Here is a 20,878-nt window from a genome sequence, read left to right on the forward strand (position 1 = left end):
CTCAACCTCCGAGATAGGCTTGCTGGACGGCCTGGTTGGCGCGGATCTCGGCAGGCGCGCCCTGCGCAAGAATGCGCCCCTGCTCCATCACCGTGATGCGTTCGGCAAGCGCCATGACCACATCCATGTTGTGTTCAATCAGAAGCACCGTCGCCTCCTTGCCGATCTGGCGCACCAGCGCGATGAAATTCTCGATCTCGCTGTCGGAGAGACCCTGCGTGGGTTCATCGAGGATCAGGAGACGCGGCCGCAGCGCCAGCCCCATCGCCACTTCAAGCAGCCGCTGATGCCCGTAAGACAGATTGCCGGCCACCTTTTGCGCGTGCTCCGCAAGGCCCACCTTCTCCAGCGCGTCCATGCCGTGTTCGGTGAGCGCGCGCGCTGAAAGCCCCCGCGCGTGGTCATCGATCAACTGCCGCTGAACCGCCAGCGCCACATTGTCGAAGGCCGTCAGATTGGCGAACACGCTGGTGATCTGGAACGTGTAGGCGATGCCGGCGCGCACCCGCTTGTGGGCCGGCATCTGCGAAATGTCCTGCCCGTCGAAAACCACGCGTCCTTCCGTCGGCGCGACACGCCCGCAGATGAGGCTCACAAAGGTCGTCTTGCCGGCACCGTTCGGGCCGATAATGGCGTGGGTCTCTCCCTCGGGCAGCGCGAAGTCGACACCATCGACCGCGCGCAGGCCGCCGAAGGCGCGCGCAAGGCCCATGGTTTCAAGAAGCGGGCTCACGGCAGCCATGGCAACCACCTTTCACGCACCGTACCGGTGATGCCTTTGGGGAAGAACAGAATGACGCCGATCAGCACCAGACCGACCACCAGCAGATGCGCGGTGGTGTAGCTCGACGCGGTGTCGATGACATAGAACATGAACAGGGTGCCGATGAGCGGGCCGAGTGTCGTCGCGGCACCGCCGACCAGCACCCAGAGCAGCGGCAGAATGGAATACTGGATCGCCGCAAAACCAGACCCGACATAGCCGAACAGCACCGCATAGGCAGCGCCCGAGGCGGCGCAGAAAATGCCCGAAAGCACCATCGACATGAGCTTGTTGGCGAACACGTCATAACCCAGCATGCGCATGCGCTCCTCGTTCTCGCGAATGGCGATCAGCGAGCGGCCATAGGGCGCGCGCACCAGAAACAGGATCGCTCCCAGAACCAGCGTGAAAAGCGAAAGCGCCACGAGATAGCGGGTGGAGGGATCGGAGAGATCGAGCGCCCCGCCGGGAAATTCCAGAACGCGCGAGGCCTGCGGCAGAACGAGCCCTTCCTCGCCGCGCGTATAGGTCGTGAAGTAAAGGGTCATCAGATAGAAGACCTGCGCGAACATCAGCGTGACGATCATGAACGCGACGCCGGTTGTGCGCAGCGCCAGAAAGCCGACGACCAGCGCCAGCGCCGCACCGGCGGCAAGCCCCGTCCCGAAGGCCGGCCAGACGCTCCATTCCAGATGGTAGATCGTCAGCCCCGCCCCGTAGAGCCCGGCGGCGAAGAACATGGCGTGGCCGAGGCTGAGCAGTCCCGTGTAGCCAAAGGCCAGATTGTAGCCCATGGCGAAAACGGCCAGCACCAGAACGCGTGCAAACACGCCGCGATGATATTCCGGCAGCAGAAAGTTGAGCGCCAGAAGCAGGAGGACCACGCCGACATGAAGGGCAATGGTCTTTGCAGAAGGGGTCAGTCTGGTCATCGCGCGGCCTCTCCGAAAAGGCCCTGCGGGCGAAACACCAGGATCATCGCGACCGCCAGCGTCGCCAGCATCTTGGCGAGCGTCGGTGAGAAGAACATCGAGATGATGCCATCCGACAGGCCGATCAGCACCGCCGCCAGAACCGTGCCACGCAGCGAACCCAGACCGCCGATGATCACGACGATGAACGACAGAAGCAGCGGATCGTGGCCCATCAGGTAATGCGCCTGCTGGATGGGCACGATCAGCACGGCCGCCACGGCGGCAAGCCCTGCCCCCAGCGCAAACACGCCGGCATAGACGCGCCCGACCGGAATGCCGAAGGCCTGCGCCGTCTCACGGTCGAACTGGGTGGCGCGCATGACGAGGCCGATCTTCGTGCGCGTCAGCACGAACCATGTCGCCAGCATCATCAGGATGGAGAAGCCGATCACCGCAAGTTTGTAGGCGGAATAGCCAAACCAGGGCAGCTGCATGCGGTAATTGAACGGCGCTTCGACCGGCCGCGCCTCCGGCCCGTAAAAGGTCAGGGCGAGCTGCTGGATGATGTACATCAGGCCGATCGTGGCGACGATGGTCGCCTCCGGCTCATATTTGAGCCGGCTCAAAACCAGCCGCTCGGCAACAAAGGCGATGGCAGCCACCACAAGCGGGCTCAGCACCAGCGCCACGAGAAAGCCGATCGCCGGATGACCGCCGAACAGCGACGCGAACCACCAGGCGAGCACCGCGCCCAGCATGTAGAACTCGCCATGGGCGACGTTCACCACCCGCATGACGCCAAAGACCAGTGACAGGCCAAGCGCCATCAGCGCCAGCACAGCCGCCGTCACCAGCCCTTCAAGCGTGGCGAGAAGAAAATACGGACCGAAGGCCATTCACAAACGCACTTTCATGAAAGGAGCCGAAGACACGCCGCCGAACCGTCCCATGGGAAAAGCCGCAACGCTGACGTCCCCTCTCCCCGCATGCGGGGAGAGGGTAAGGGTGAGGGGCAAACACCGCCCGCCTTGATGTCTTAGAACGACATCGCCGTGTAGTCGGCCTCGGGCTCGTAAGCGCCATCCTCGATGGAGGTGCGGTGCACCACTTCGAGCTTGCCGTCCTTGACCTGGCTGATGCTCTGCTCGCCGAAGACCTGGTGGATCTTGCCGTTGAACAGCTTCTTGCCCTGCGGATGGTCCGGGCCGGCGTCCATCCCGGTCATCGCCTCGGTGGCCTCGATCATGGCGGCGCGGTCATCCGGCCCCTTGTAGTCGCAGGCTTCCATCGCGGCCTTGATGACGTTGAGCGTCTCCCAGCAGCCGAACATGTGAGCGGCGGTGGAGATGTCCTTGCCGTCGTTCACGCTCGCGCCATTGTCGTCGATGCCCACGGTCTCGCGATAGGCGGTGACATAGTCAGGCTGATCCGGCTGCGCGTAGCGCGGCATGCCTTCCCAGAAATGGCTGCCTTCAAGGAATTCCAGACCCGGGCTTGCGATATCGACGGCCTCGAGCGAATCGATGAAGCCGAAGAGCTGCGGCCCGCCGGAGCCGAAGAACTCGCCCATTTCCTTCACGAAGGTAAGCACGGCCGGGCCGACCATGACGTGATAGATCACGTCCGTGTCGCGCGGGATCTGCGGGAAATAGCGCGTGAACGAGGTCTCCGTCGGCGGGATCGGCACCTTGGCCACCACCTGCCCGCCCTGCGCCTCAATGGCCGGGGTGAAGAAGTCGCGGTGGTCATGTCCGAACGCATAGTCCGGATAGACCAGCGTGACCTTCTTGCCGAGATTGTCGGCGATCCACGGCGCCATGGAGCGGGCCTGCGATTTCACATCGGTGATGCCCGGCTGCACGCAGTAGCGGTTCAGCTTGCCGGATGCGACGTGATAGCCCTCGCTGACCACGTAATAGGGAATTTTCAGCTCGCCCGCCGCCGGAGCCGAACCGACGACCACGTGGCTGAACAGCGTTCCGTAAACCAGATCGACCTTGTGCTGGTTGGCGAATTTCTCGACCACCTCGGCGCCGCGCTTCGGGTCCGTGCCGTCATCCTCGATCACGATTTCGAGCGGCCGCCCGTTGATGCCGCCGGCATCGTTGATGCGCTTGGCCGCCGCCGCCGTGACGCGATCATACCAACGGCCATAGGCCGCGCCGATGCCCGTGCGGTGGCACTGGAAACCGATCTTGATGGGCTCGGAAGACTGCGCCTGCCCGTAACGCACGAAGCCGGGCGCGGCGATGAGACCGGCCGCAGCGCCGAGGCCCTTGAGCGCCGACCTGCGGCTGAGACCGCTGTTTAAATTAACCAGAGACTTGCGATTTTCACTCATGCCGGTTCCCCATTGTTGTGATCGTTTGACCGAGCATTTCCAACGGTTGGAAGCATTTTCCAGCGTTGGAAAAATCACTTGTGTACAAACTAAATCACCAATCCAATCCCTTGGCAACAGGACATGCCCCAAGGGAAACGCGCCTGTCTTTTAAAACATTTTAAGACGCAGCGGAATTGCAGACGGGGGACAAAGTGACGAAGAAACAAAGAGTTACCAAGAAGACCCGCCCGGCGGAAACAGCCGTAACGCAAATGCCGGGATCAAGAAATTTTAATCCGCTTTCTCAGCCCACGGTGGGTGCGGAGAGCAGCCAGAGGCCAAAAACGGTGTAACCGACCATCAGCGCGGCAAGCGGAATCTGGCTGATGGTCGCCACCCGCGCCAAGCCGAAATGCCGATAGGCGATCAGATGCGACAGGACAACGGCCAGCACATGCCCGCCGATAATCGCCACCGCCTGCGCGTTCCAGATCAGCCACGCAGACCGCGCGCCGAGCGTCGCGCCGGCCTGCACATGCATCCCCGCCGTGCCGAACAGGTTCCAGCCCTGCATCAACGGGTCGGAGAGCGCGGCAAGCGCATACTGGCTGTTGATGGTGAACCCCACCAGATAATGCGAGAAATGATAGGCGAGCGCGATGGGAATGATCGACCAGGCCAGAAGACCGCCCGTCTTCACGACATCCGCCTCCCCCACAAACCGGCAACCCAGCCAGACCGCGCCCATGAAGGCGGAAAACAGAAGCACGAACATCAGGGCGAGCCCCAGCGAGTTCGCCCCGACAACCGCCGAACGGCCGGGGAATTCCAGCGGGTTGATGCCGATGAGATCGAGCCAGAAGAATGTGTGCGTGAGCCCGTCGAAGGACACCGAACTTAAGGCCAGAAGCAGAAAGGCGATGCCGGAAAGCGGCAGCGCCGCTGCCTCTCCAAGCTTGTAGCCCGGCAGGCCGATCACCAGCCGCCGCCCCCTGTCGCCAGCCTCCAGCGCAAAGAAGGAAAGGCGCGAGAGCATGGTGAAAAACAGCGACAGAAACTCCACCCGGCCGCTCCAGCGCTCATGCCCGAACAGGACCATGCCCGCAAAGGTGAAGCCCCAGTAGAGCGAGACGGCAATCGCAAGCCTTTCAGGGTCGGAAGGCGCAAGATAGACAAGCTCGAACCAGGCAAAGCCGAACAGCGTCACGAAGGCCGGCCACATCCCCAGCCAGGCGGGCAGACGCCAGAACCCGTCTTTCGGAACACCCACACGCACCAGCATGCGCCAGGGCCCATACCAGGGGTTGATCCAGTCCCAGAGATTGCCAAGAACGCCCTGCACAATGGTCACGCCGACCCACAGAAGCGTCCAGATCACCAGCGGCAGCGGATTGGAAAGCGGATCGCGGCTGCCGTAAAACCCGGCAAACACAAGACCTGCAAGCGCAAGGAATGAGAGCGTGCTTAAAAGCGCACGCCCATCCAGCGGCATCGGAAACAGCGCAACCCTTCTTGCCGAAAGTCGCTCGAAACCATGCACCGGCAGAAAGACCAGAACCAGAAAGCTCAGCGCAACGGAGAGCATGCCGCCGAACAGATAATAGTCGGTCGGCAGAAGCAGAACATGGCCGCGCTCGGAGGCATGCGCCAGCGCTTCACCGGCGGCGGCGCACAACGCGGCCCCGGTCAGAAACGCACGCGATACAGGCGTTTTCATGCCTGTTTTCCGTGGTCTCCAGCCGTTGCTCCATCAAGATCGGCAAGCGTGAACACGTCGACGGTCAGCCCCACATGCTCTTTCATCAGCGCCAGCACCCCCTCGAGATTTCTGTCCAGGGCAAGCTCCATGAGTTGCGTGTGCTGGTCAAGGGACATGGCCGCATCGAGCGCGGCAATGGCCGCCTCATGGCCATCCTCCGCACCCGCCGCCGCGCGCAGCGTCGGCGTGACCGTCAGAAAGATGTGATGCCGGCAGAGCTGCCCCCAGATCTGGGTGTAGAAGTGCTTTAGCCAGGTGGCGTCCGCCGCAGAAAGCAGCGCTTCGTGAAAGGCCTGATGCCGCTCCACCCATTCATGCAAGGCGTCGTCGGAAAGCCCCTCGGCCGGTATCTGGCAGCGAGAAAGACGATAATGCGCCGTGACGACAGCAGCCTCCCAGTCGGCGTCGCCCTTGCGAATGGATTCCTCCAAAAGCGTGGTTTCCACCGCAAGCCGCGCCTTGGAGAGGTCTTCAAGCTCCGCGCGCGAAACGGGCGCAACGGCAAATCCGCGATTGCTCTCCGCCGTGACGAGACGCTCGGCCTCCAGCCGTGAAAGCGCCTCGCGCAGCGGCGTCCAGCCAAAGCCATAGGCATCGCGCAGCGCCGCAATCCGCAGCGGCTGCCCCGGCATCAGGCGCGTCGCGAGAATGTCGCGGCGCAGATGGTGATAGGCTGCCTCCGTCTTCGTCAAAGGCGCGTCATCGTCCACGACCGTATGATGCAAAATGGCTCCTCCTCAGAACAAAAGTATATATAATTCAAGGAGTGTTCAACGATTATATATAGCGTTTGACAGGCATAGCGCCCGCGATATGATGCCCTACGCATTCGGATGGGGAGGAGACGCATCCAGCATGCAAAGCCCATCCGACAGAGGTTGATGCGGGCAAACCGGCGACCTCTGATTTGATGTTTGACATGAGATATGGCGTGGAGGCCATCCTCATGTTTCAGGCCCCTCGGGCCGCCACGGGAGGAATGACATGACTGTAAAATCACGCTTATGGCTGCGCGGCGTTGTTGCCGCCGGCGCTATGGCTCTGGGCCTTGGCGCGGCAAGCGCCGAGCCGATCCGCATCGGCATCGCCAATTTCGGTGAGCATCCGCAGCTCAACACGGCGATCCAGGGCTTCAAAGACGCCATGGCCGCAGGCGGCTACGAGGAAGGCAAGGACGTTGTCTACTCCGAGAGCCACACCAATTTCGATGCATCGCTCGTGCCGCAGATGATCGCCAAGCTGCAGGCCGAAGGTCCGGTGCTGATGTACACCGTGACGACGCCGGTCTCGCAGATCGCCAAGAAGGCGCTTGCCGGTTCCGGCATTCCGATCGTCTTTTCCGCCGTCACCGATCCGGTGGCCGCCAAGCTCGTCCCCTCCTGGGAGGCCGGCGATGAAGGCATGACCGGCGCGACCGACCTGCAGGATGTCGCCGCCGTCATGGAGTTTGCCAAGAAGCTCGTTCCGGACGCAAAGCGCATCGGCCAGCCCTATAATCCGGGCGAGGCCAACGACGTGGCGCTGCTTGAAAAGGTTCAGGAAGCCGCTCCCGCCGCCGGCTTCGAGGTCGTGGCCGTGGGCGTCGACAATGTGAACGACATTCAGCAGCGCGTCGCGTCGCTGGCCGGCAAGGCCGACGTGATCTACACGCCCGCCTCCAACCTGTTGCAGCCGGCCATCGCCGCCGTTTCGGCTGCCGCCCGACAGGCCGGCATCCCGATCATCAATTCCGATGATGGCGCCGTTTCCGATGGCGTGGTTCCGGCAAGCTTTGCCGTGAACTACCAGCAGGTCGGTCTCAACGCCGGCAAGATCGCGCTGCAGATCCTCGACGGCACGGACCCCAAGTCGATCCCGCCGATGAACCCGGCCTATGAAGATCACTCGCCGCGCATCTCGAAAAAGGCCATGGCGGCCTTCGGCCTCGAGATCCCCGAAGAGCTCGCCGACTGCAACTGCATCGTCGACTGACACGGCAAGAGACCAGACGCGGCGTCTCCCCCCTTTTCCGGGACGCCGCGTCAGCTTTAAGGGAGGTGCCGGTGCTTGAAGTTCGTGCCGCACGCAAAGTGTTCTACCGGGGACAACCCGACGAAAAGATCGCCCTCAACGGGCTCGACCTCACCCTGAAAACTGGCGAATTCGGCGTCGTTATCGGCTCCAACGGAGCGGGCAAGAGCAGCATGCTCAATGCCATTTCCGGGTCGCTCTCGCTTGATTCAGGCCAGATCCTCATCAATGGCGATGACATCACGGCCCTGCCCGTGCACAAGCGCGCAACCCGCATTGCCCGCGTGTTTCAGGACCCCATGCTCGGCACCGCCGCAAGCATGACGGTGGCGGAAAACATGCTGCTTGCAGAGCTGCGCAGCAAGAAGCGCACGCTGCGCCACGGGCTCAACGCCAAGCGCCTTGCCGATTACCGCGACAGGCTCGCCATTCTGGGCCTCGGCCTTGAAGAGCGCCTCGAAACACGCGTCGATCTTCTGTCCGGCGGCCAGCGCCAGTCGCTGTCGCTCATCATGGCGGTGGGCGGCTCGCCCGACCTCCTGCTGCTCGACGAGCACACAGCCGCTCTCGACCCGCGCACCGCTGACATCGTGATGGAAGCGACCGTGCGCGCGGTGGACGCGCTGAAGCTCACCACGCTTATGGTGACGCACAACATGCAGCACGCCGTCGATTACGGCCATCGCGTCATCATGCTCAATGCCGGCCGCGTGCATCTGGAAATCGGCGGAGAAGAAAAGGCCAATGTGACCGTGGCCGACCTGATCGGCCATTTCGCCATCAAGACCGACAGCATGTTGCTCGCGAGCTGACCCCGATGATCGATTTTCTGCAAACCACTCTGACGAGCTTCGTCGCACTCATCCCCGTAACGCTCGCGCAAAGCCTGATCCTTGGCTTCGTCGTCGCCGGCATCATGATCCCCTTCCGCATGCTGAGCTTTCCGGATCTCACCAGCGAGGGCGCATTTCCGCTGGGCGGCTGCGTCTGCGGCCTGGCGCTTGCGTCCGGCCTCGGGCCGCTCACGGCCATCGGACTGGCTCTGCTCACCGGCTTCATCGCCGGCTGCTGCACCGCCTTCATCCATCTGCGTTTCCGCATCCACACGCTTCTGGCCGGCATCCTGGTGATGACCATGCTCTACAGCGTGAACCTGCGCATCATGGGGCGCTCGAACCTCTCGGTGTTCGGCACGGAAACCATCTTCGACTGGGTGCCGTTCGTACAGCCGGGCTTCCCGCTCGCCAAGATCATCGCCGTCGGCCTCATCACGCTGGTGATCTTCCTGGCGCTCAACTTCTTCTTCACGACGGAGAAGGGCACGGCAGTGCGCGTCGTGGGCGCAAACCCGGTGATGGCGGAAGCACAGGGCATCAATGTCTGGGCGGCAACCATTGGCGGCATCGGCCTCGCCGGCGCGTTCTCGGCCTTTAGCGGCGCGCTGATGGTGCAGTCGCAGGGCTTCGCCGATGTGAATATGGGCCTCGGCATCCTCATCAACGGCCTTGCGGCGCTGATGATCGGCGAGGCAATCGTCGGCAAGGCGACCGTGTGGCGGCAGCTCCTCGCACCCTTCGCGGGCGCGATGGTCTACTACCAGCTCGTCTCGCTGTGTCTGGCGGCAGGCATGCCCCCACCCGACCTGAAGCTTGCAACCGGCGCATTCGTGCTGCTGATGCTGGCCCTGCCCACGCTGCGCGCCGCGCGCAGCCGGCAGGCGGCGACACCGCGCGAAAGCTTCCGCGAGTAGAAAACTCCGGGCGCGGCCCCAGAGCATTTTACCGCTCTAATACGGTGGATGTTCTAATCGAGGGGCCGCGCCTCGGAAGGCAGCATGATCGGAATGCCGTCACGCACGGGATAGGCGAGCTTGGCGCTCTTCGAGACCAGTTCGCCATTCTCCCGGTCCCAGCGCAGCGGACCCTTGGTCAGCGGACAGACCAGAAGCTCAAGCAGCTTGCCATCCATCGGCGCGACCGCAGAGACCGCCTGACCGTCCCGTTTCTCATCATTCATCGTCTTTTCCCTCGAGAACCCATCACTGAAGCCGGTGCGTGGCGTCGCCCTCACCCTGTGCCAGAACAATCTCCGTAATGGCGATCAGCGTGTCGGCCCGCGTCTTCAGATCAGGCGCTTCAAGAAGCGCCTGCTTTTCCGCCGGACCATAAGGCACCATCATCGACAGGGCGTTGACGAGGCTCGCATCCTCGGCCTGATGAACACTGTCCCAGTCGGCCTCGAGATCATTGGCCTCCAGATAGGCGCGAAACGCCCGCAACAGCGCCACACGGTCCACCTCCGGCTCTTCCGGATCGTCATGCAGATCGCTTTCGAAGGGCAGGATTCGGCACTGGCGGAACGGCGTCTTGACGCTCAGTTCCTCAAGCAGCCGGAACCGGCAGATGCCGATCAGGGTGATCAGATAGCGCCCGTCTCCCGTCTCGGAAACGGAACCCAGCCGCCCGACACACCCCACATCGCAGAGCGCCGGCTCGCCATCGGGCCGCGTCGCGCCATCAAGGCGCGGCTGCACCATGCCGATGAGCCGCCCGCCGGACAGCGCATGGTCCGTCATGGCCAGGTAGCGCGGCTCGAAAATGTTGAGCGGTAATCGTCCACCCGGCAGAAGCAGGGCCGCCGACAATGGAAAAACGGGGATCACACTGTCGATATCGCGGCCGCTGCGATACGAAAAATTACCTGCCTTCACACGACGTCTCCCGATGTTTACCCGATATCTGGAGCAGCCTCGCCAATAGGCAAATAATCGGGCAGCTTATGAGAACAGAAGCGACGACAGCTTGCGCCGCGCCGAAAGCGTTGCCGGATCGGTTGCACCCCAGGCCTCGAAGAATTTGAGAAGCTGGGCGCGCGCGCCGTCTTCCTGCCACTCGCGATCCGCCCGCACGATGGCCAGCAGGCTTTCCGCCGCCGCCGCCCGGTCGTCCTTCGCATTCTGCAGAAGCGCCAGGTCGAAGCGGGCCTGATGGTCGTTCGGGTCGGCGGCAAGCCGCTGCTCCAGAGCGGCTGCGTCGCCCAGATCGGCCACCTGCTCGGCAAGCGCCATCTTGGCCTGCACGGCGGCGATCGGCGCTGCATCTTTCTGCTTTTCAGGAACCTGCGCAAGCACCTGTGCCGCCTGCTCCGTCTGACCCGCTTCGAAAAGCAGATCGGCAAGACCGCCAATGGCGTCCACATTCTCCGGCTCACGCTGAAGGATTGCAGAGTAGATCTGCGCCGCCATCTGCTGGTCGCCATTGGCGACAGCCTCTTTGGCGGCCTCGAGCGCGCCGGCGATCTCGTCATTGCCCGCGCCGGCGGTGAGCTTGTCGATGAACGCTTTCACCTGGCTTTCAGGCAATGCGCCCATGAACCCGTCAACCGGCTGCCCGTCCTTGAAGGCAAAGACGGCGGGGATGGACTGCACGCCGAGCTGGCCGGCAACCGCCGGGTGCTCGTCGATGTTCATCTTCACCAGCTTGACCTTGCCGCCCGCCGCGCGCACCGCATTTTCGATGATCGGGGTGAGCTGCTTGCAGGGGCCGCACCAGGGTGCCCAGAAATCCACCAGAACCGGCTGATTGCGCGATTCCTGGATCACGTCAGCCGTGAAAGCGGCCGTCGTCGTGTCCTTGATCAGATCGGCGGCTGCGAGCTGGGGCTCATCCGACAGCGTGAAGGTCTGCGCTGCCGGCTCGGGAGCGGATGCGGGCGCTGCGCCGCCGCCAAAATCCACATTGGTGGTGTAGTCCCCACCGGCTGCGCCATAGCCGCCAGACTTTCCGTAAGGGCCACCGGACTTCCCGTAAGGATTGTCACCGTTGTTCATAAAAGCCTCTTCCCTGCTTGCGGTCCGGCTCGCTGTTTGTGCAGCGCCCGGCCAGCCGATAGAAATCGTTTCGTCGCTCCAAATGTGGCGATCACTCGGTCACTTTCAAGACGAGCGGCTCATGCGCGACCGCTTCCAGAAAGCGCATCAGGTCGTCACGCCGGATGGATGTGGTCGCCTCATTGGTGAGCGGGTGCGCGTTGATGAGATCATTTTCCATCAAATCCGCGTCGAGCACCACCTTTACGCTGTGCTCTTCATCATTGATCACGCCAAAAACCGTCACCGACCCCGGCTCCACGCCGAGAAATTCCATCAGCCTGTCAGGCTTGCCGAAGGAAACGCGGCTGGCAGCGCCGATCTTGTGATGAATCGTCTTCAGATCGACCTGCGCATCCTCGTCGACGGTCACAAGAAAGAAATTATCCTTCTTGTCTTTCAGAAAGAGGTTCTTCGTGTGCCCGCCCTCAATCTCCCCGCGCAGCGACTGGGAATCTGCAACGGTGAAAAGCGGCGGGTGCCGATGGGTTTTCGCGTCGATTCCCAGCGTTTCGAGATATTCGAGCAGGTTTTCGGGAGTTTTCGGCACGGTTTCACCCCTTTTTAACAACGGCGTCTTCAGAGCGAACTAGCCGCTGAAAGCCAGTAAATGCAAGCCCTTGAGCGACATTGAAGGTTCCTCCACCGCCGACTTTTTTGCGCCTGCGAAGGCGTTTTTAAAAAAACGCAACATCACTGTCGATTTCCTGTTGCATCTGCGAGCGGGATCAGACTATAAGCCCATCGTCGGAAGCGACGAAGCGAGCGGGCGTAGCTCAGGGGTAGAGCACAACCTTGCCAAGGTTGGGGTCGTGAGTTCGAATCTCATCGCCCGCTCCAGTTTCCGAAACTCAAAAAGCCGCGGTCATCCGCGGCTTTTGTGTTTTCCGGATCAGGAAAATCGCGTTCCCGAAAATTCCCCTGTGAAACCGGCACTGGCCAAGCGCCCGCACGGCAGACGGCCAGACGCCTTGCAGCCAGCGCGAATTCATGCAACCCGACGCTTGTCCGGCAGCCGGCTTATGCCATGCTGACCGTGATTTAGCTGAAGGTTTCGAGAATGCTGGCTGTCCTTGTCCATATCACCATCGTCACCACTGCGACGCTCCACATCCTGCTGCGCCGCAACAGACAGCCGGAATCGCGCATGGCGTGGCTCGTCGTGGTCATGACGCTTCCATATCTCGGAGCCCTCGCCTATCTGCTGCTCGGCCAGACCAGCGTTGGCCGCAAACGCATCAAGAGGCTGACCAGCGCCTTCAACGACCTGCCGCGCGCCCCGACGCAGAACGCAGAAGCCCGGACACCGCTTTCAGCATGGGACGAGGCCCTGTTCCGGGTCGGGCGCTCCATCTCCGGCTATGAGCCGGTCAGCGGCAACCATGCAAAGCTGATGAAGGATTCGGATGCCGCGATTGATTCGATGGTGGCGGATATCGACGCGGCCCGCGATCACGTGCACCTCGTCTTCTACATCTGGCTGGATGACGGCAATGGCAACAAGATCGCCGATGCGCTGATGCGCGCCGCCGCGCGTGGCGTCACCTGCCGCGCCATGGTCGACGACATCGGCTCACGCGCCCTGGTGAAGGCGCCGCTCTGGCGCAAGCTCTCGGAGGCCGGCGTGCAAACGCGCACCGCCCTGCCTGTCGGCAATCCCTTCCTGCGCATTCTCGATGGCCGCATCGATCTGCGCAATCACCGCAAGGTGCTCGTCATCGACAACGCCATCACCTATTGCGGCAGCCAGAACTGCGCCGATCCCGCATTTCTGCCCAAGGCGAAATTCGCGCCATGGTTCGATGCCGTCATGCGCTTCACCGGGCCTGTGGTGCGCCAGAACCAGCACCTCTTCGCCAGCGACTGGATGGGCAATGGCGGCGACGACATCACCGAGATTCTGAAAGAGCCCGTGGAAGCGCCGAAAGGCGGCTTCTTCGCGCAGGTGGTGGCGACCGGCCCGACCTTCCGCGCCTCCGCCATGCCCGAAATGTTCGAGAGCCTGATTTATTCGGCGGCGCGCAGCGTGTTCATCACCACCCCCTATTATGTGCCGACACAGGCGCTTCAGGCCGCCATCTGCGCCGCCGGCAATCGCGGTATCGACGTCACCATCATCTTCCCCGCGCGCAATGACGATTTCGCCGTCGGCGCGACCTGCCGCAGCCATTATGAAAGCCTGCTGGAAGCGGGCGTCAAAGTGCATGAGTTCCAGCCCGGCCTTCTGCACACCAAGTCGCTGACCGTGGATGGAGACGTGACGCTGATCGGCTCGGCCAATATGGACCGGCGCAGCTTCGACCTGAATTACGAAAACAACATCCTGCTGCACGACCCGCAGACCACCGCCGCAATGCGCGCGCGGCAGGAGGAGTATCTCGCCCAGAGCCGGCCAATCACGCTCGAAGAGGTGCGCGGCTGGAGCATGCTCCAGCGGCTCAAGCAGAACGCACTCGCGATTGTGGGGCCGATACTCTAGAGCAATTCCAGGAAAAGTGGGGACCGGTTTTCCGTCCGGAATTGCGTAAAAACAATACTCTAGACCCGCCTGCATGCGGACTGGAGGTACGGCCCCGGCGCGGCGCATCAGTCCCCGTTGTCCGGATCGATCTGCAGATGCTCGGCGACAATCGCCGCAGCCTGCGTGAACGGCAGCACGCCGGCGCTTCCCTGCCATGGCCTCGCATCGCCGGCGAGAAGCAGCGGAACCCGCTCGCGCGTGTGGTCCGTGCCCGTCCAGGTCGGGTCATTGCCGTGATCGGCGGTCAGCATGAGCAGATCGCCGGGGCGCAGTTTCGGCAGAAGCCCGGCGAGGCGGCGATCAAACCACTCCAGCGCCCGCGCATATCCCGCCACATCGCGGCGATGGCCGTAATGACTGTCGAACTCGACGAAATTGGCAAAGACAAGATCGCCATCGGCGGCATTTCCGACCGTATCCAGAAGCCGGTCGAACAGCGCGTCGTCGCTCGGCCCCTTCAGCACGCGGGAAATGCCCTTGCCGGCGAAAATATCACCGATTTTGCCCACGGCATGCACGGTGCGGCCAGCGGCCACCACACGGTCGCAGATCGTGTCGCCGGGAGGCGGAATCGCGAAATCGCGCCGGTTGGCGGTGCGGGTGAAGCCGTTCTCCGCGTCCCCGACGAAGGGCCGCGCAATGATGCGGCCCACATTCATCGGATGGAAAATTCCGGCTGCCGCCTCACACAGACGTAACAGACGTTCGAGGCCGAATGTCTCCTCATGCGCGGCGATCTGCACCACGCTGTCAGCCGAGGTGTAGACGATCGGCGCGCCGGTCTCCATGTGCTCCGCGCCAAAACGCTCCAGCACATCCGAGCCCGAACCATGCGCATTGAAAAGCGTGCGCTCCAGCCCGCCCGCGCGCCGCAGCCGCGCCATCTCCTCTTCCGGAAAGGCCGGAACTTCGTGCGGGAAATAGTGCCAGTCCCTGGTGAGCGGCAGGCCTGCCAGCTCCCAGTGTCCGGTCTGGGTGTCCTTGCCGGCACTTTCTTCCTGAAGGGCCGCCCAGGAAGCATGGGCATCGGGTGCGGAAAGCCCCGGCGCGGACTGGCCACAGGCCAGTTCGAGCGCGGCTCCAAGGCCAAGCGCGGAAAGATTGGGCAGATGAAGCGCGCCGGAGCGCCCCTCTTCCGCCCGGCCTGCGGCGCAGGCTTCAGCGATGTGCAGAACCGTGTTGGAACCGGCATCGCCGAACCGCTCGGCATCCGGTGCGCCGCCTATGCCCACCGAATCCAGAACGCACAGGAAGACACGACCGTTCACAGACATTCGTCACCCTTCCGCGAAGCGCGCCTCCATGCGACGCCGCAACGCTTCGAATATTTCATAAAAGCTCCAGCCCATGAGGGAGAGGAGCAGCACCATGCCGATCACTGTGGCCGTGTCGGCGTTCTCCTGTCCAGAGGAAAGGAGGTAGCCCACGCCCTCATTGGCGCCCATCAGCTCGCCGATCACGGCAGCCGTCATGGCAAGCGTGGTCGCCACTGTCGCGCCGGCAAAGAGCGTCGGCAGCGCCGAAGGCAGCTCGATATGGAGGAAGCGCTGCAGGGGCGAGAGCTTCAGCACGCGCGCCAGATCCAGATAGGATTTGTTGACGAAGCGCAGGCCTGAAAGCATGCCCGTCATCACCGGGAAGAAGGTGACGATGGCGATCAGCACCACTTTGGGAGCCGGCCCAAGACCGAGCCAGAGCAGAAGCAATGGCGCGATGGCGATCTTGGGCGCGGTCTGCAGAAGCAGAATGAGCGGCGTAGACATCCGCTCGGCAACGGGAAAGCGGGCAAACAGCAATGCGGCCGCGACACCGGCCAGAGCGCCGAGCAGGAAGCCCCAGAAGATCTCGATCAACGTCACATAGACATGCCCCAGAAGATTGGCGTTCTTGTAGAGAAACACCATCCGCTCCATGACGGCTGCCGGGCTTGGCAACAGATAATCGGGCACATTGAAGAGGAACACACCGCCGCCCCAGAGGGCGACGATGAGAACCAGACCCGCGATCCCGCGCTTCAGCATGGCTTATTCGCCGATCGAGGAAGGATCGACCACGAAGTCGGCAGCCTTCGGCGCTTCGTCGACGACTTCATACTTCGCCAGAATGTCGGCATTGGCCTGCCAGGCGTCGAGATCGGCAGCGCCGAGGCCCTTTTCCCTGGTCAGGTCGCTCTGCCAGACGGAGGCGACGAAGCTGTTCTTGAATGCCGTGGAGAGAAGCTCCTTCTGGTCGGCCCAGGTCGGCGTGTACTTCTCGAAGGAGATTTCGAGAGCATCGTCCACGTGACCGTCGATCACCCACTCATAGGATGCGGTGACGGCATTGGTGAAGCGCTTCACGAGATCCGGGTTTTCCTCGAGCAGGCGGCTGGAGGTGACAACGACATTGCCGAAGGACGGCAGGAAATCGTTGGACAGGATCATCGTGACATCAACGCCGGCGCCTTCCAGATTGTACTTGCGCAGCTCGGAGAACACGATGGCGTCGACCTGGTCGCTCTGCAGCGCCTGAACGATTGCACCCGTGGAAACAACTTCAAGCTTGATGTCGTCGAGCGAGAGGCCCGCATCCTGGAGGCCGACCTGAAGCTGCAGGTAGTTGGGCGAGCCGAGCGAGGTGACGGCGACCGTCTTGCCCTTCAGGTCCGCATAGGTTTCGATGCCGGTTTCAGCCTTTGCCAGCAATGCGCCAATGCCGCGCTGGTAGGTGGTGTGAACCACTTTCACCGGCAGGCCGTTGGCCGCAGCCGCCACAACGGCGTCGCCGTTCGGGAAGCCGAAATCCACATTGCCGGCGGCAATGTTGGTCAGGATGTCGGACGCGCCGGCATAGATGAACTCGACCTCGATGTCCTGATCGGCAAAGAAGCCGTTTTCAACACCGGCATAAAGCGGCGAATAGAAAGGCACTGCAGCGCCGTCGATCTGCATGACCACCTTGTCGGCAGCAAGTGCAGCAACACCCGAAGCAATAAGGGCAAGCGTGGCTACGCCGGTTTTCAGCATCACATTCATTGTTCTCTCCTATTGGGACGCATCATGCGCGAGAGCCCGGCCCGCAATGCGGAGCAGGTTTCGCTGCGTGTTTTCATAATCGACAAGCCAATTGTCGGTGGCGCGATTGCCGTGCACACCCAAGAGGCAGGCCGCCCTGAGGCCAAGAGCCCGGCCAACGGCCAGGATCACCTGCGATTCCATTTCCACTCCGATGGCCCCTTCGGCAAGGAAACGGTCCAGATATCCAGCGTCCGGGCTGTCGACCGCATCAAGCCTGAGCGGCCGGTCCTGCCCGAGGTAATAACTGTCGGTCGAGGCGATCATGCCCCGGTGCGCGCCAAGCCCCAGCGCCGCAGCACTTTCTTCCAGCGCAGACGCGAGTGCGGGATCGGCCTCCGGCGTGTAACCGTGTTCGGCATAGAGCGCTGCAACGCCGGTCAGGCCGGTCGCCGTGTGCGGCACGATGTAATCGCCCGTGGGAATTTCCGGCACCAGCGCGGAGCACCCGCCGATGCGGATGAGACGCTTTGCGCCCAGCATGGCGAGCTCAACCATGGCGATCTCGGTCGACGGACCGCCAATGCCGCTGGAACAGATGGTCAGACGCCGGCCTTCAAACGTTCCCGTTACAAGCGCAAACTCGCGCTTGCGGCCGAAATCCTGCACATCGGTGAGCATGTCGCGCAGCAGCGCAACACGGTCGGGATCACCCGGCACCAGAACGTCCCCGGCCACATCGCCCGGCCCACAGGGAAGATGCGGCGGGCGACCGCCGGAAAACGGCAGCCGCGCGGTGGGTTTTGAACTATCGGCCATCCTGCACCTTCCATGACAAGAGACGCCCCTCGATCACACCGAGAAGCCCGTGAAGGGCGATGCCCAGAAGCGAAGTCAGAAGCACCGCGCCGAACAGCAGCGGCGTCTTGTAGGTGGCGGAGGCGAAGGTCATCAGATAGCCGAGGCCGTCGCTGCCGGAGATCCACTCAGCAAGGATCGCGCCGACGAGCGCCTGCACCGCGCCGATCTTGAGACCGACGAAGATGCCCGGAAGCGCCGCCATCAGATCGATGCGCCAGAACAGGGAGAACGGGTTCAGCTTCAGAAGCTTCGCAAGGTCGTGCATGCGGCTGTCGATGCTGCGGAAGCCGGCAAGCGCGCCCATCAGAACCGGGAAGAAAACCAGCGAGACGATGAGCACGATCTTGGCCGTGAGGCCAAGGCCGAACCAGACGACGAACAGCGGCGCGAGCGCGATCTTCGGCGCGGTCTGGAAGACGACCAGAGGGCCATCCAGAAAGGTCGAAAGCCGGGGCATCTTGTAGAGCAGGTAGGCGACGGCGATGCCCGCCACGCTGCCAATGCCGAGCCCCAGAAGAATGTTGCGCACGGTGAACCAGAGATGCGGCCACAGTTCGCCGCTCAGAAGCGAATCCCAGAGCGTCGAAACCGTGCTTTGCGGCGACGGCAGGAGGTATTTGGGAATGCCCATCGGCCCGCTGGCGTACCACCAGGCCACGGTCAGCAGCGCCAGCGCCACACCATATTCGAAAACGGGACGAAAGCGGCTCATCATTCCGTTTCCCGCATGTCCTGGCGCAGTTCCGCGACCAGCTGATGATAAGCGGGATCAAGCTTGGTGGCCTCGCCGCGCGGATGCGGCAGATCCACCGTGTAGGTCTTCTTCAGTCGACCGGGACGCGGCGACATAACCATGACCTCGCTGCCGAGATAAGCCGCCTCTTCAACGCTGTGCGTGACCAGAAGAATGGTCTTGCCCGTGCGCTGCCAGATGCGCAGCAATTCGTCGTTCAGCGTTTCGCGGGTCAGAAGGTCCACGGCGGAGAACGGCTCGTCCATCAGAAGGATCGGCGGATCGTCTGACAGCGCCCGGGCAATGGCCGCACGCTGGCGCATGCCGCCGGAAAGCTGTTTGGGCAGCGCGTCCTCAAAGCCGGAGAGCCCCACCAGTTCGATCAGTTCACTGACGATCCGGTTGCCCTCGTCGCGGCGCACACCGGCGGTGTCGAGCGGAAAGCGGATGTTGTCGCGAACGGTCTTCCACGGCAGCAGAACGGCGTCCTGAAACACGAAACCGACCGGGCGTTTGGCCGAACCCGTATCGAGTTCGATCGTGCCGCCGGAAGCGTCTTCCAGCCCCGCGATCAGACGAAGGAAAGTGGACTTGCCACAGCCGGACGGCCCGACGATGGAGACAAATGCACCCTTTTCAATCCGGTGATCGAGAGGCGCCAGGGCGAGGATGCTTCCACCATCAAGATCGAAGCTCTTCGTCAGACCAGAGGTTGTTATCAATCTGAGACCTTTCAGAGGTAACTGAACCGATTAGACGCATAAAAATGCGACGTTTCAACGCATATTCTCAAAATTTAGACACCTTGTCCAGCGACGCCAGGAAGGCAGCGCCTGTCGTGAATGCGACGCGTATCATCACAGGATTTTCCAAAGCGTTTTGGGAGGTCATGACAAGCGAGAAAAATTCTCAAAAGAATTCAGCGCATTAAAAGTAGAACGCCACAACAGAAACAGACACACCAGAATATTCATCGAGCATTACATGACGCCGACTAATTTCTGCAACACGCATAGAAGAGCGACACGCACCAGAGACTGGAGGGGAAATTCTAATTATTGATACAAGTCGTTTTCTGCTCCGTCTCCCGGCGCTCCAATCCGGCCATCGAGAAAATTTCAGCCCATATCACAACAAGCCCGGGGATGCGCGAAAACGCGTGACCCGGCTAACAGTTCGACGGGTGATTAGCGGATAATTGCGCGGCTCGTCAGACGCTGCTGCGGCAATCAACAATCAATTTTGCTGCGAAACGATTATTCGACCGCTCAGCCTAGCTGGCGCGCCGCCCCAGGGCCGTCTCGATGTTGCGGGCCGACTGGCGTACGGCGTCTGACAGGCGCTGCGTTTCGGCGCGCGCCTTGGTCTCCGGCAGCACGATGGAGATCGTCGCCACACAGGCCCCGGTCTCATCACAGATCGGCGCGGCAATGCAGGCGACGGCATATTCTGACGCGCTCATCTGCACCGCGAGCCGCTCGCTAAATTCGCGCCCGGCCTGTTCGGCAAGCAGAACCGCATCGGTCTCGGCGCGTCCGGTGGTGGAGGGCCGCGCGATTTCACTGAAGATGCGCACGCGCTCGGCCTCGTCGAGATGGCCCAGCAGCAAACGGCCCGACGCCGTCCAGTTAAGCGGCACACGCGTGCCCACATCGGACGCGACATTGAAGTGATCCTCACCGCGCGACATGCCGATCACCGTCATCATGTCATCGTCGCGCGCGCAGATCTGAATGGTTTCGCCCAGCTCTTCCGCCAGCGCTTCCATCTCGCGCTTGGCTTCCTTGAACACATCCATGCGTGAACGATAGGTGAGGCCGTAGCGCATCAGCCGCGGGCCGAGCCAGACGGAATTCTCCCCGCTGCGCGACAGCATGGAGCGCTCCAGAAGTTCATCGACAATTTTGTAGATGGTCGAGGCCGGCGCACCGGTGGAGCGCGCCAGATCATAGGTGCTCATCGGCTGCTGGCGTTCGGTCAGAATGTCCAGAATCTGAAGCGTCCGGTCGATGGCTCCAACCCGCTTTCTCGCTTCACCGCTCATCTGACGCTCCCGCTGCCGTTTCCATTAAGCCGCCTTAGCACGCACCCGCACCCAACGGGCAGCGGGCGCACGCAGACTTGACGGATGTT

At 62.3% G+C, this 20,878-nt stretch carries 21 protein-coding genes and 1 tRNA gene; 5 read left to right on the plus strand and 17 right to left on the minus strand.

From position 1 onward, the window contains the following. Nucleotide 1 precedes the first annotated feature (1 nt). From DEJ54_RS02475 to DEJ54_RS02500, 6 genes are all read right to left on the minus strand, one after another. On the minus strand, nt 2-742 hold the full coding sequence (locus DEJ54_RS02475) for an ABC transporter ATP-binding protein (RefSeq protein WP_113153168.1): 741 nt from the start codon (nt 740-742) through the stop codon (nt 2-4). After that, entirely contained in the window at nt 730-1,695 is a 966-nt protein-coding gene (locus DEJ54_RS02480) for a branched-chain amino acid ABC transporter permease (RefSeq protein WP_113153169.1), read from the minus strand. The genes DEJ54_RS02475 and DEJ54_RS02480 overlap by 13 nt, the downstream gene beginning before the upstream one ends. After that, nucleotides 1,692-2,573, minus strand: a complete 882-nt coding sequence (locus tag DEJ54_RS02485; protein WP_113153170.1) for a branched-chain amino acid ABC transporter permease — start codon at nt 2,571-2,573, stop codon at nt 1,692-1,694. The genes DEJ54_RS02480 and DEJ54_RS02485 overlap by 4 nt, the downstream gene beginning before the upstream one ends. Before the next feature lie 140 nt (nt 2,574-2,713). Next, the gene (locus tag DEJ54_RS02490) at nt 2,714-4,018 is read right to left on the minus strand and encodes an ABC transporter substrate-binding protein (RefSeq protein WP_113153171.1); all 1,305 of its coding nucleotides are present in this window, start codon (nt 4,016-4,018) and stop codon (nt 2,714-2,716) included. A gap of 286 nt (nt 4,019-4,304) precedes the next feature. After that, a complete protein-coding gene (locus DEJ54_RS02495; RefSeq protein WP_113153172.1) occupies nt 4,305-5,717 on the minus strand; it encodes a hypothetical protein in 1,413 nt (470 codons plus the stop codon). After that, entirely contained in the window at nt 5,714-6,484 is a 771-nt protein-coding gene (locus DEJ54_RS02500) for a GntR family transcriptional regulator (protein WP_113153173.1), read from the minus strand. Before DEJ54_RS02500 ends, DEJ54_RS02495 begins: the two co-directional genes overlap by 4 nt. A 259-nt stretch (nt 6,485-6,743) precedes the next feature. Here DEJ54_RS02500 and DEJ54_RS02505 point away from each other — a divergent pair, with 259 nt between their 5' ends. From DEJ54_RS02505 to DEJ54_RS02515, 3 genes are all read left to right on the plus strand, one after another. Then, entirely contained in the window at nt 6,744-7,730 is a 987-nt protein-coding gene (locus DEJ54_RS02505) for an ABC transporter substrate-binding protein (RefSeq protein WP_113153174.1), read from the plus strand. A gap of 71 nt (nt 7,731-7,801) precedes the next feature. After that, nucleotides 7,802-8,581 (plus strand): ABC transporter ATP-binding protein, encoded by a 780-nt coding sequence (locus DEJ54_RS02510; RefSeq protein ID WP_113153175.1) that lies wholly within the window; start codon nt 7,802-7,804, stop codon nt 8,579-8,581. Between the two features lie 8 nt (nt 8,582-8,589). Beyond that, nucleotides 8,590-9,519: an ABC transporter permease gene (locus DEJ54_RS02515; protein WP_113156033.1), complete on the plus strand. Its 930-nt coding sequence runs from the start codon at nt 8,590-8,592 to the stop codon at nt 9,517-9,519. 53 nt (nt 9,520-9,572) lie between these two features. On the opposite strand, the gene DEJ54_RS02520 is transcribed toward DEJ54_RS02515, so the two are convergent. The 4 genes from DEJ54_RS02520 to DEJ54_RS02535 all read right to left on the minus strand — a co-directional run bounded on the left by DEJ54_RS02520 (nt 9,573) and on the right by DEJ54_RS02535 (nt 12,187). Next, nucleotides 9,573-9,785, minus strand: a complete 213-nt coding sequence (locus tag DEJ54_RS02520; protein ID WP_162742205.1) for a Trm112 family protein — start codon at nt 9,783-9,785, stop codon at nt 9,573-9,575. A 22-nt stretch (nt 9,786-9,807) separates the two neighbouring features. Beyond that, entirely contained in the window at nt 9,808-10,479 is a 672-nt protein-coding gene (locus DEJ54_RS02525; protein ID WP_113153176.1) for an LON peptidase substrate-binding domain-containing protein, read from the minus strand. A 66-nt stretch (nt 10,480-10,545) separates the two neighbouring features. Next, a complete protein-coding gene (gene trxA, locus DEJ54_RS02530) occupies nt 10,546-11,598 on the minus strand; it encodes a thioredoxin (RefSeq protein WP_113153177.1) in 1,053 nt (350 codons plus the stop codon). Nucleotides 11,599-11,689: 91 nt separating this feature from the next. After that, nucleotides 11,690-12,187, minus strand: coding sequence for a prolyl-tRNA synthetase associated domain-containing protein (locus tag DEJ54_RS02535; RefSeq protein WP_113153178.1), 498 nt, complete (start codon nt 12,185-12,187; stop codon nt 11,690-11,692). Nucleotides 12,188-12,402: 215 nt separating this feature from the next. On the opposite strand from DEJ54_RS02535, the gene DEJ54_RS02540 reads away from it, so the two are divergent. Continuing rightward, a tRNA-Gly gene (locus DEJ54_RS02540) sits at nt 12,403-12,477 on the plus strand. Between the two features lie 220 nt (nt 12,478-12,697). Then, nucleotides 12,698-14,116 carry a cardiolipin synthase gene (gene cls / locus DEJ54_RS02545; RefSeq protein ID WP_113153179.1) on the plus strand — a complete coding sequence of 473 codons (1,419 nt, stop codon included), beginning with the start codon at nt 12,698-12,700 and terminating at the stop codon, nt 14,114-14,116. 107 nt (nt 14,117-14,223) lie between these two features. Here cls and DEJ54_RS02550 read toward each other — a convergent pair whose 3' ends face one another. The 7 genes from DEJ54_RS02550 to DEJ54_RS02580 form a co-directional block, all read right to left on the minus strand. Continuing rightward, a complete protein-coding gene (locus DEJ54_RS02550; protein ID WP_113153180.1) occupies nt 14,224-15,432 on the minus strand; it encodes a phosphopentomutase in 1,209 nt (402 codons plus the stop codon). A 3-nt stretch (nt 15,433-15,435) separates the two neighbouring features. Beyond that, complete coding sequence (locus DEJ54_RS02555) at nt 15,436-16,179, minus strand: ABC transporter permease (protein WP_113153181.1); 744 nt, start codon at nt 16,177-16,179, stop codon at nt 15,436-15,438. A 3-nt stretch (nt 16,180-16,182) separates the two neighbouring features. Further along, a complete protein-coding gene (locus DEJ54_RS02560) occupies nt 16,183-17,172 on the minus strand; it encodes an ABC transporter substrate-binding protein (protein ID WP_113153182.1) in 990 nt (329 codons plus the stop codon). Nucleotides 17,173-17,181: 9 nt separating this feature from the next. Continuing rightward, a complete protein-coding gene (locus DEJ54_RS02565; protein ID WP_113153183.1) occupies nt 17,182-17,970 on the minus strand; it encodes a nucleoside phosphorylase in 789 nt (262 codons plus the stop codon). Then, the gene (locus tag DEJ54_RS02570; RefSeq protein ID WP_224873445.1) at nt 17,960-18,724 is read right to left on the minus strand and encodes an ABC transporter permease; all 765 of its coding nucleotides are present in this window, start codon (nt 18,722-18,724) and stop codon (nt 17,960-17,962) included. Before DEJ54_RS02570 ends, DEJ54_RS02565 begins: the two co-directional genes overlap by 11 nt. Further along, nucleotides 18,724-19,467 carry an ABC transporter ATP-binding protein gene (locus DEJ54_RS02575; protein ID WP_113153184.1) on the minus strand — a complete coding sequence of 248 codons (744 nt, stop codon included), beginning with the start codon at nt 19,465-19,467 and terminating at the stop codon, nt 18,724-18,726. Before DEJ54_RS02575 ends, DEJ54_RS02570 begins: the two co-directional genes overlap by 1 nt. Nucleotides 19,468-20,018: 551 nt before the next feature. Continuing rightward, nucleotides 20,019-20,789, minus strand: a complete 771-nt coding sequence (locus DEJ54_RS02580) for an IclR family transcriptional regulator (protein WP_113153185.1) — start codon at nt 20,787-20,789, stop codon at nt 20,019-20,021. Nucleotides 20,790-20,878 lie beyond the last annotated feature (89 nt).

It is taken from the genome of Nitratireductor sp. OM-1 (assembly GCF_003296175.1).
In the GTDB taxonomy this organism is placed as follows: domain Bacteria; phylum Pseudomonadota; class Alphaproteobacteria; order Rhizobiales; family Rhizobiaceae; genus Nitratireductor; species Nitratireductor aquimarinus.

Bases quoted from the DNA above. Each gene is read 5' to 3' on its own strand.
- DEJ54_RS02480 (WP_113153169.1), bottom strand. From the start codon at position 1,695: ATGACCAGACTGACCCCTTCTGCAAAGACCATTGCCCTTCATGTCGGC.
- cls (WP_113153179.1), top strand. From the start codon at position 12,698: ATGCTGGCTGTCCTTGTCCATATCACCATCGTCACCACTGCGACGCTC.
- DEJ54_RS02555 (WP_113153181.1), bottom strand. From the start codon at position 16,179: ATGCTGAAGCGCGGGATCGCGGGTCTGGTTCTCATCGTCGCCCTCTGG.
- DEJ54_RS02475 (WP_113153168.1), bottom strand. From the start codon at position 742: ATGGCTGCCGTGAGCCCGCTTCTTGAAACCATGGGCCTTGCGCGCGCC.
- DEJ54_RS02550 (WP_113153180.1), bottom strand. From the start codon at position 15,432: ATGTCTGTGAACGGTCGTGTCTTCCTGTGCGTTCTGGATTCGGTGGGC.
- DEJ54_RS02580 (WP_113153185.1), bottom strand. From the start codon at position 20,789: ATGAGCGGTGAAGCGAGAAAGCGGGTTGGAGCCATCGACCGGACGCTT.
- DEJ54_RS02560 (WP_113153182.1), bottom strand. From the start codon at position 17,172: ATGAATGTGATGCTGAAAACCGGCGTAGCCACGCTTGCCCTTATTGCT.
- DEJ54_RS02495 (WP_113153172.1), bottom strand. From the start codon at position 5,717: ATGAAAACGCCTGTATCGCGTGCGTTTCTGACCGGGGCCGCGTTGTGC.
- trxA (WP_113153177.1), bottom strand. From the start codon at position 11,598: ATGAACAACGGTGACAATCCTTACGGGAAGTCCGGTGGCCCTTACGGA.
- DEJ54_RS02490 (WP_113153171.1), bottom strand. From the start codon at position 4,018: ATGAGTGAAAATCGCAAGTCTCTGGTTAATTTAAACAGCGGTCTCAGC.
- DEJ54_RS02505 (WP_113153174.1), top strand. From the start codon at position 6,744: ATGACTGTAAAATCACGCTTATGGCTGCGCGGCGTTGTTGCCGCCGGC.
- DEJ54_RS02520 (WP_162742205.1), bottom strand. From the start codon at position 9,785: ATGAATGATGAGAAACGGGACGGTCAGGCGGTCTCTGCGGTCGCGCCG.
- DEJ54_RS02570 (WP_224873445.1), bottom strand. From the start codon at position 18,724: ATGAGCCGCTTTCGTCCCGTTTTCGAATATGGTGTGGCGCTGGCGCTG.
- DEJ54_RS02565 (WP_113153183.1), bottom strand. From the start codon at position 17,970: ATGGCCGATAGTTCAAAACCCACCGCGCGGCTGCCGTTTTCCGGCGGT.
- DEJ54_RS02485 (WP_113153170.1), bottom strand. From the start codon at position 2,573: ATGGCCTTCGGTCCGTATTTTCTTCTCGCCACGCTTGAAGGGCTGGTG.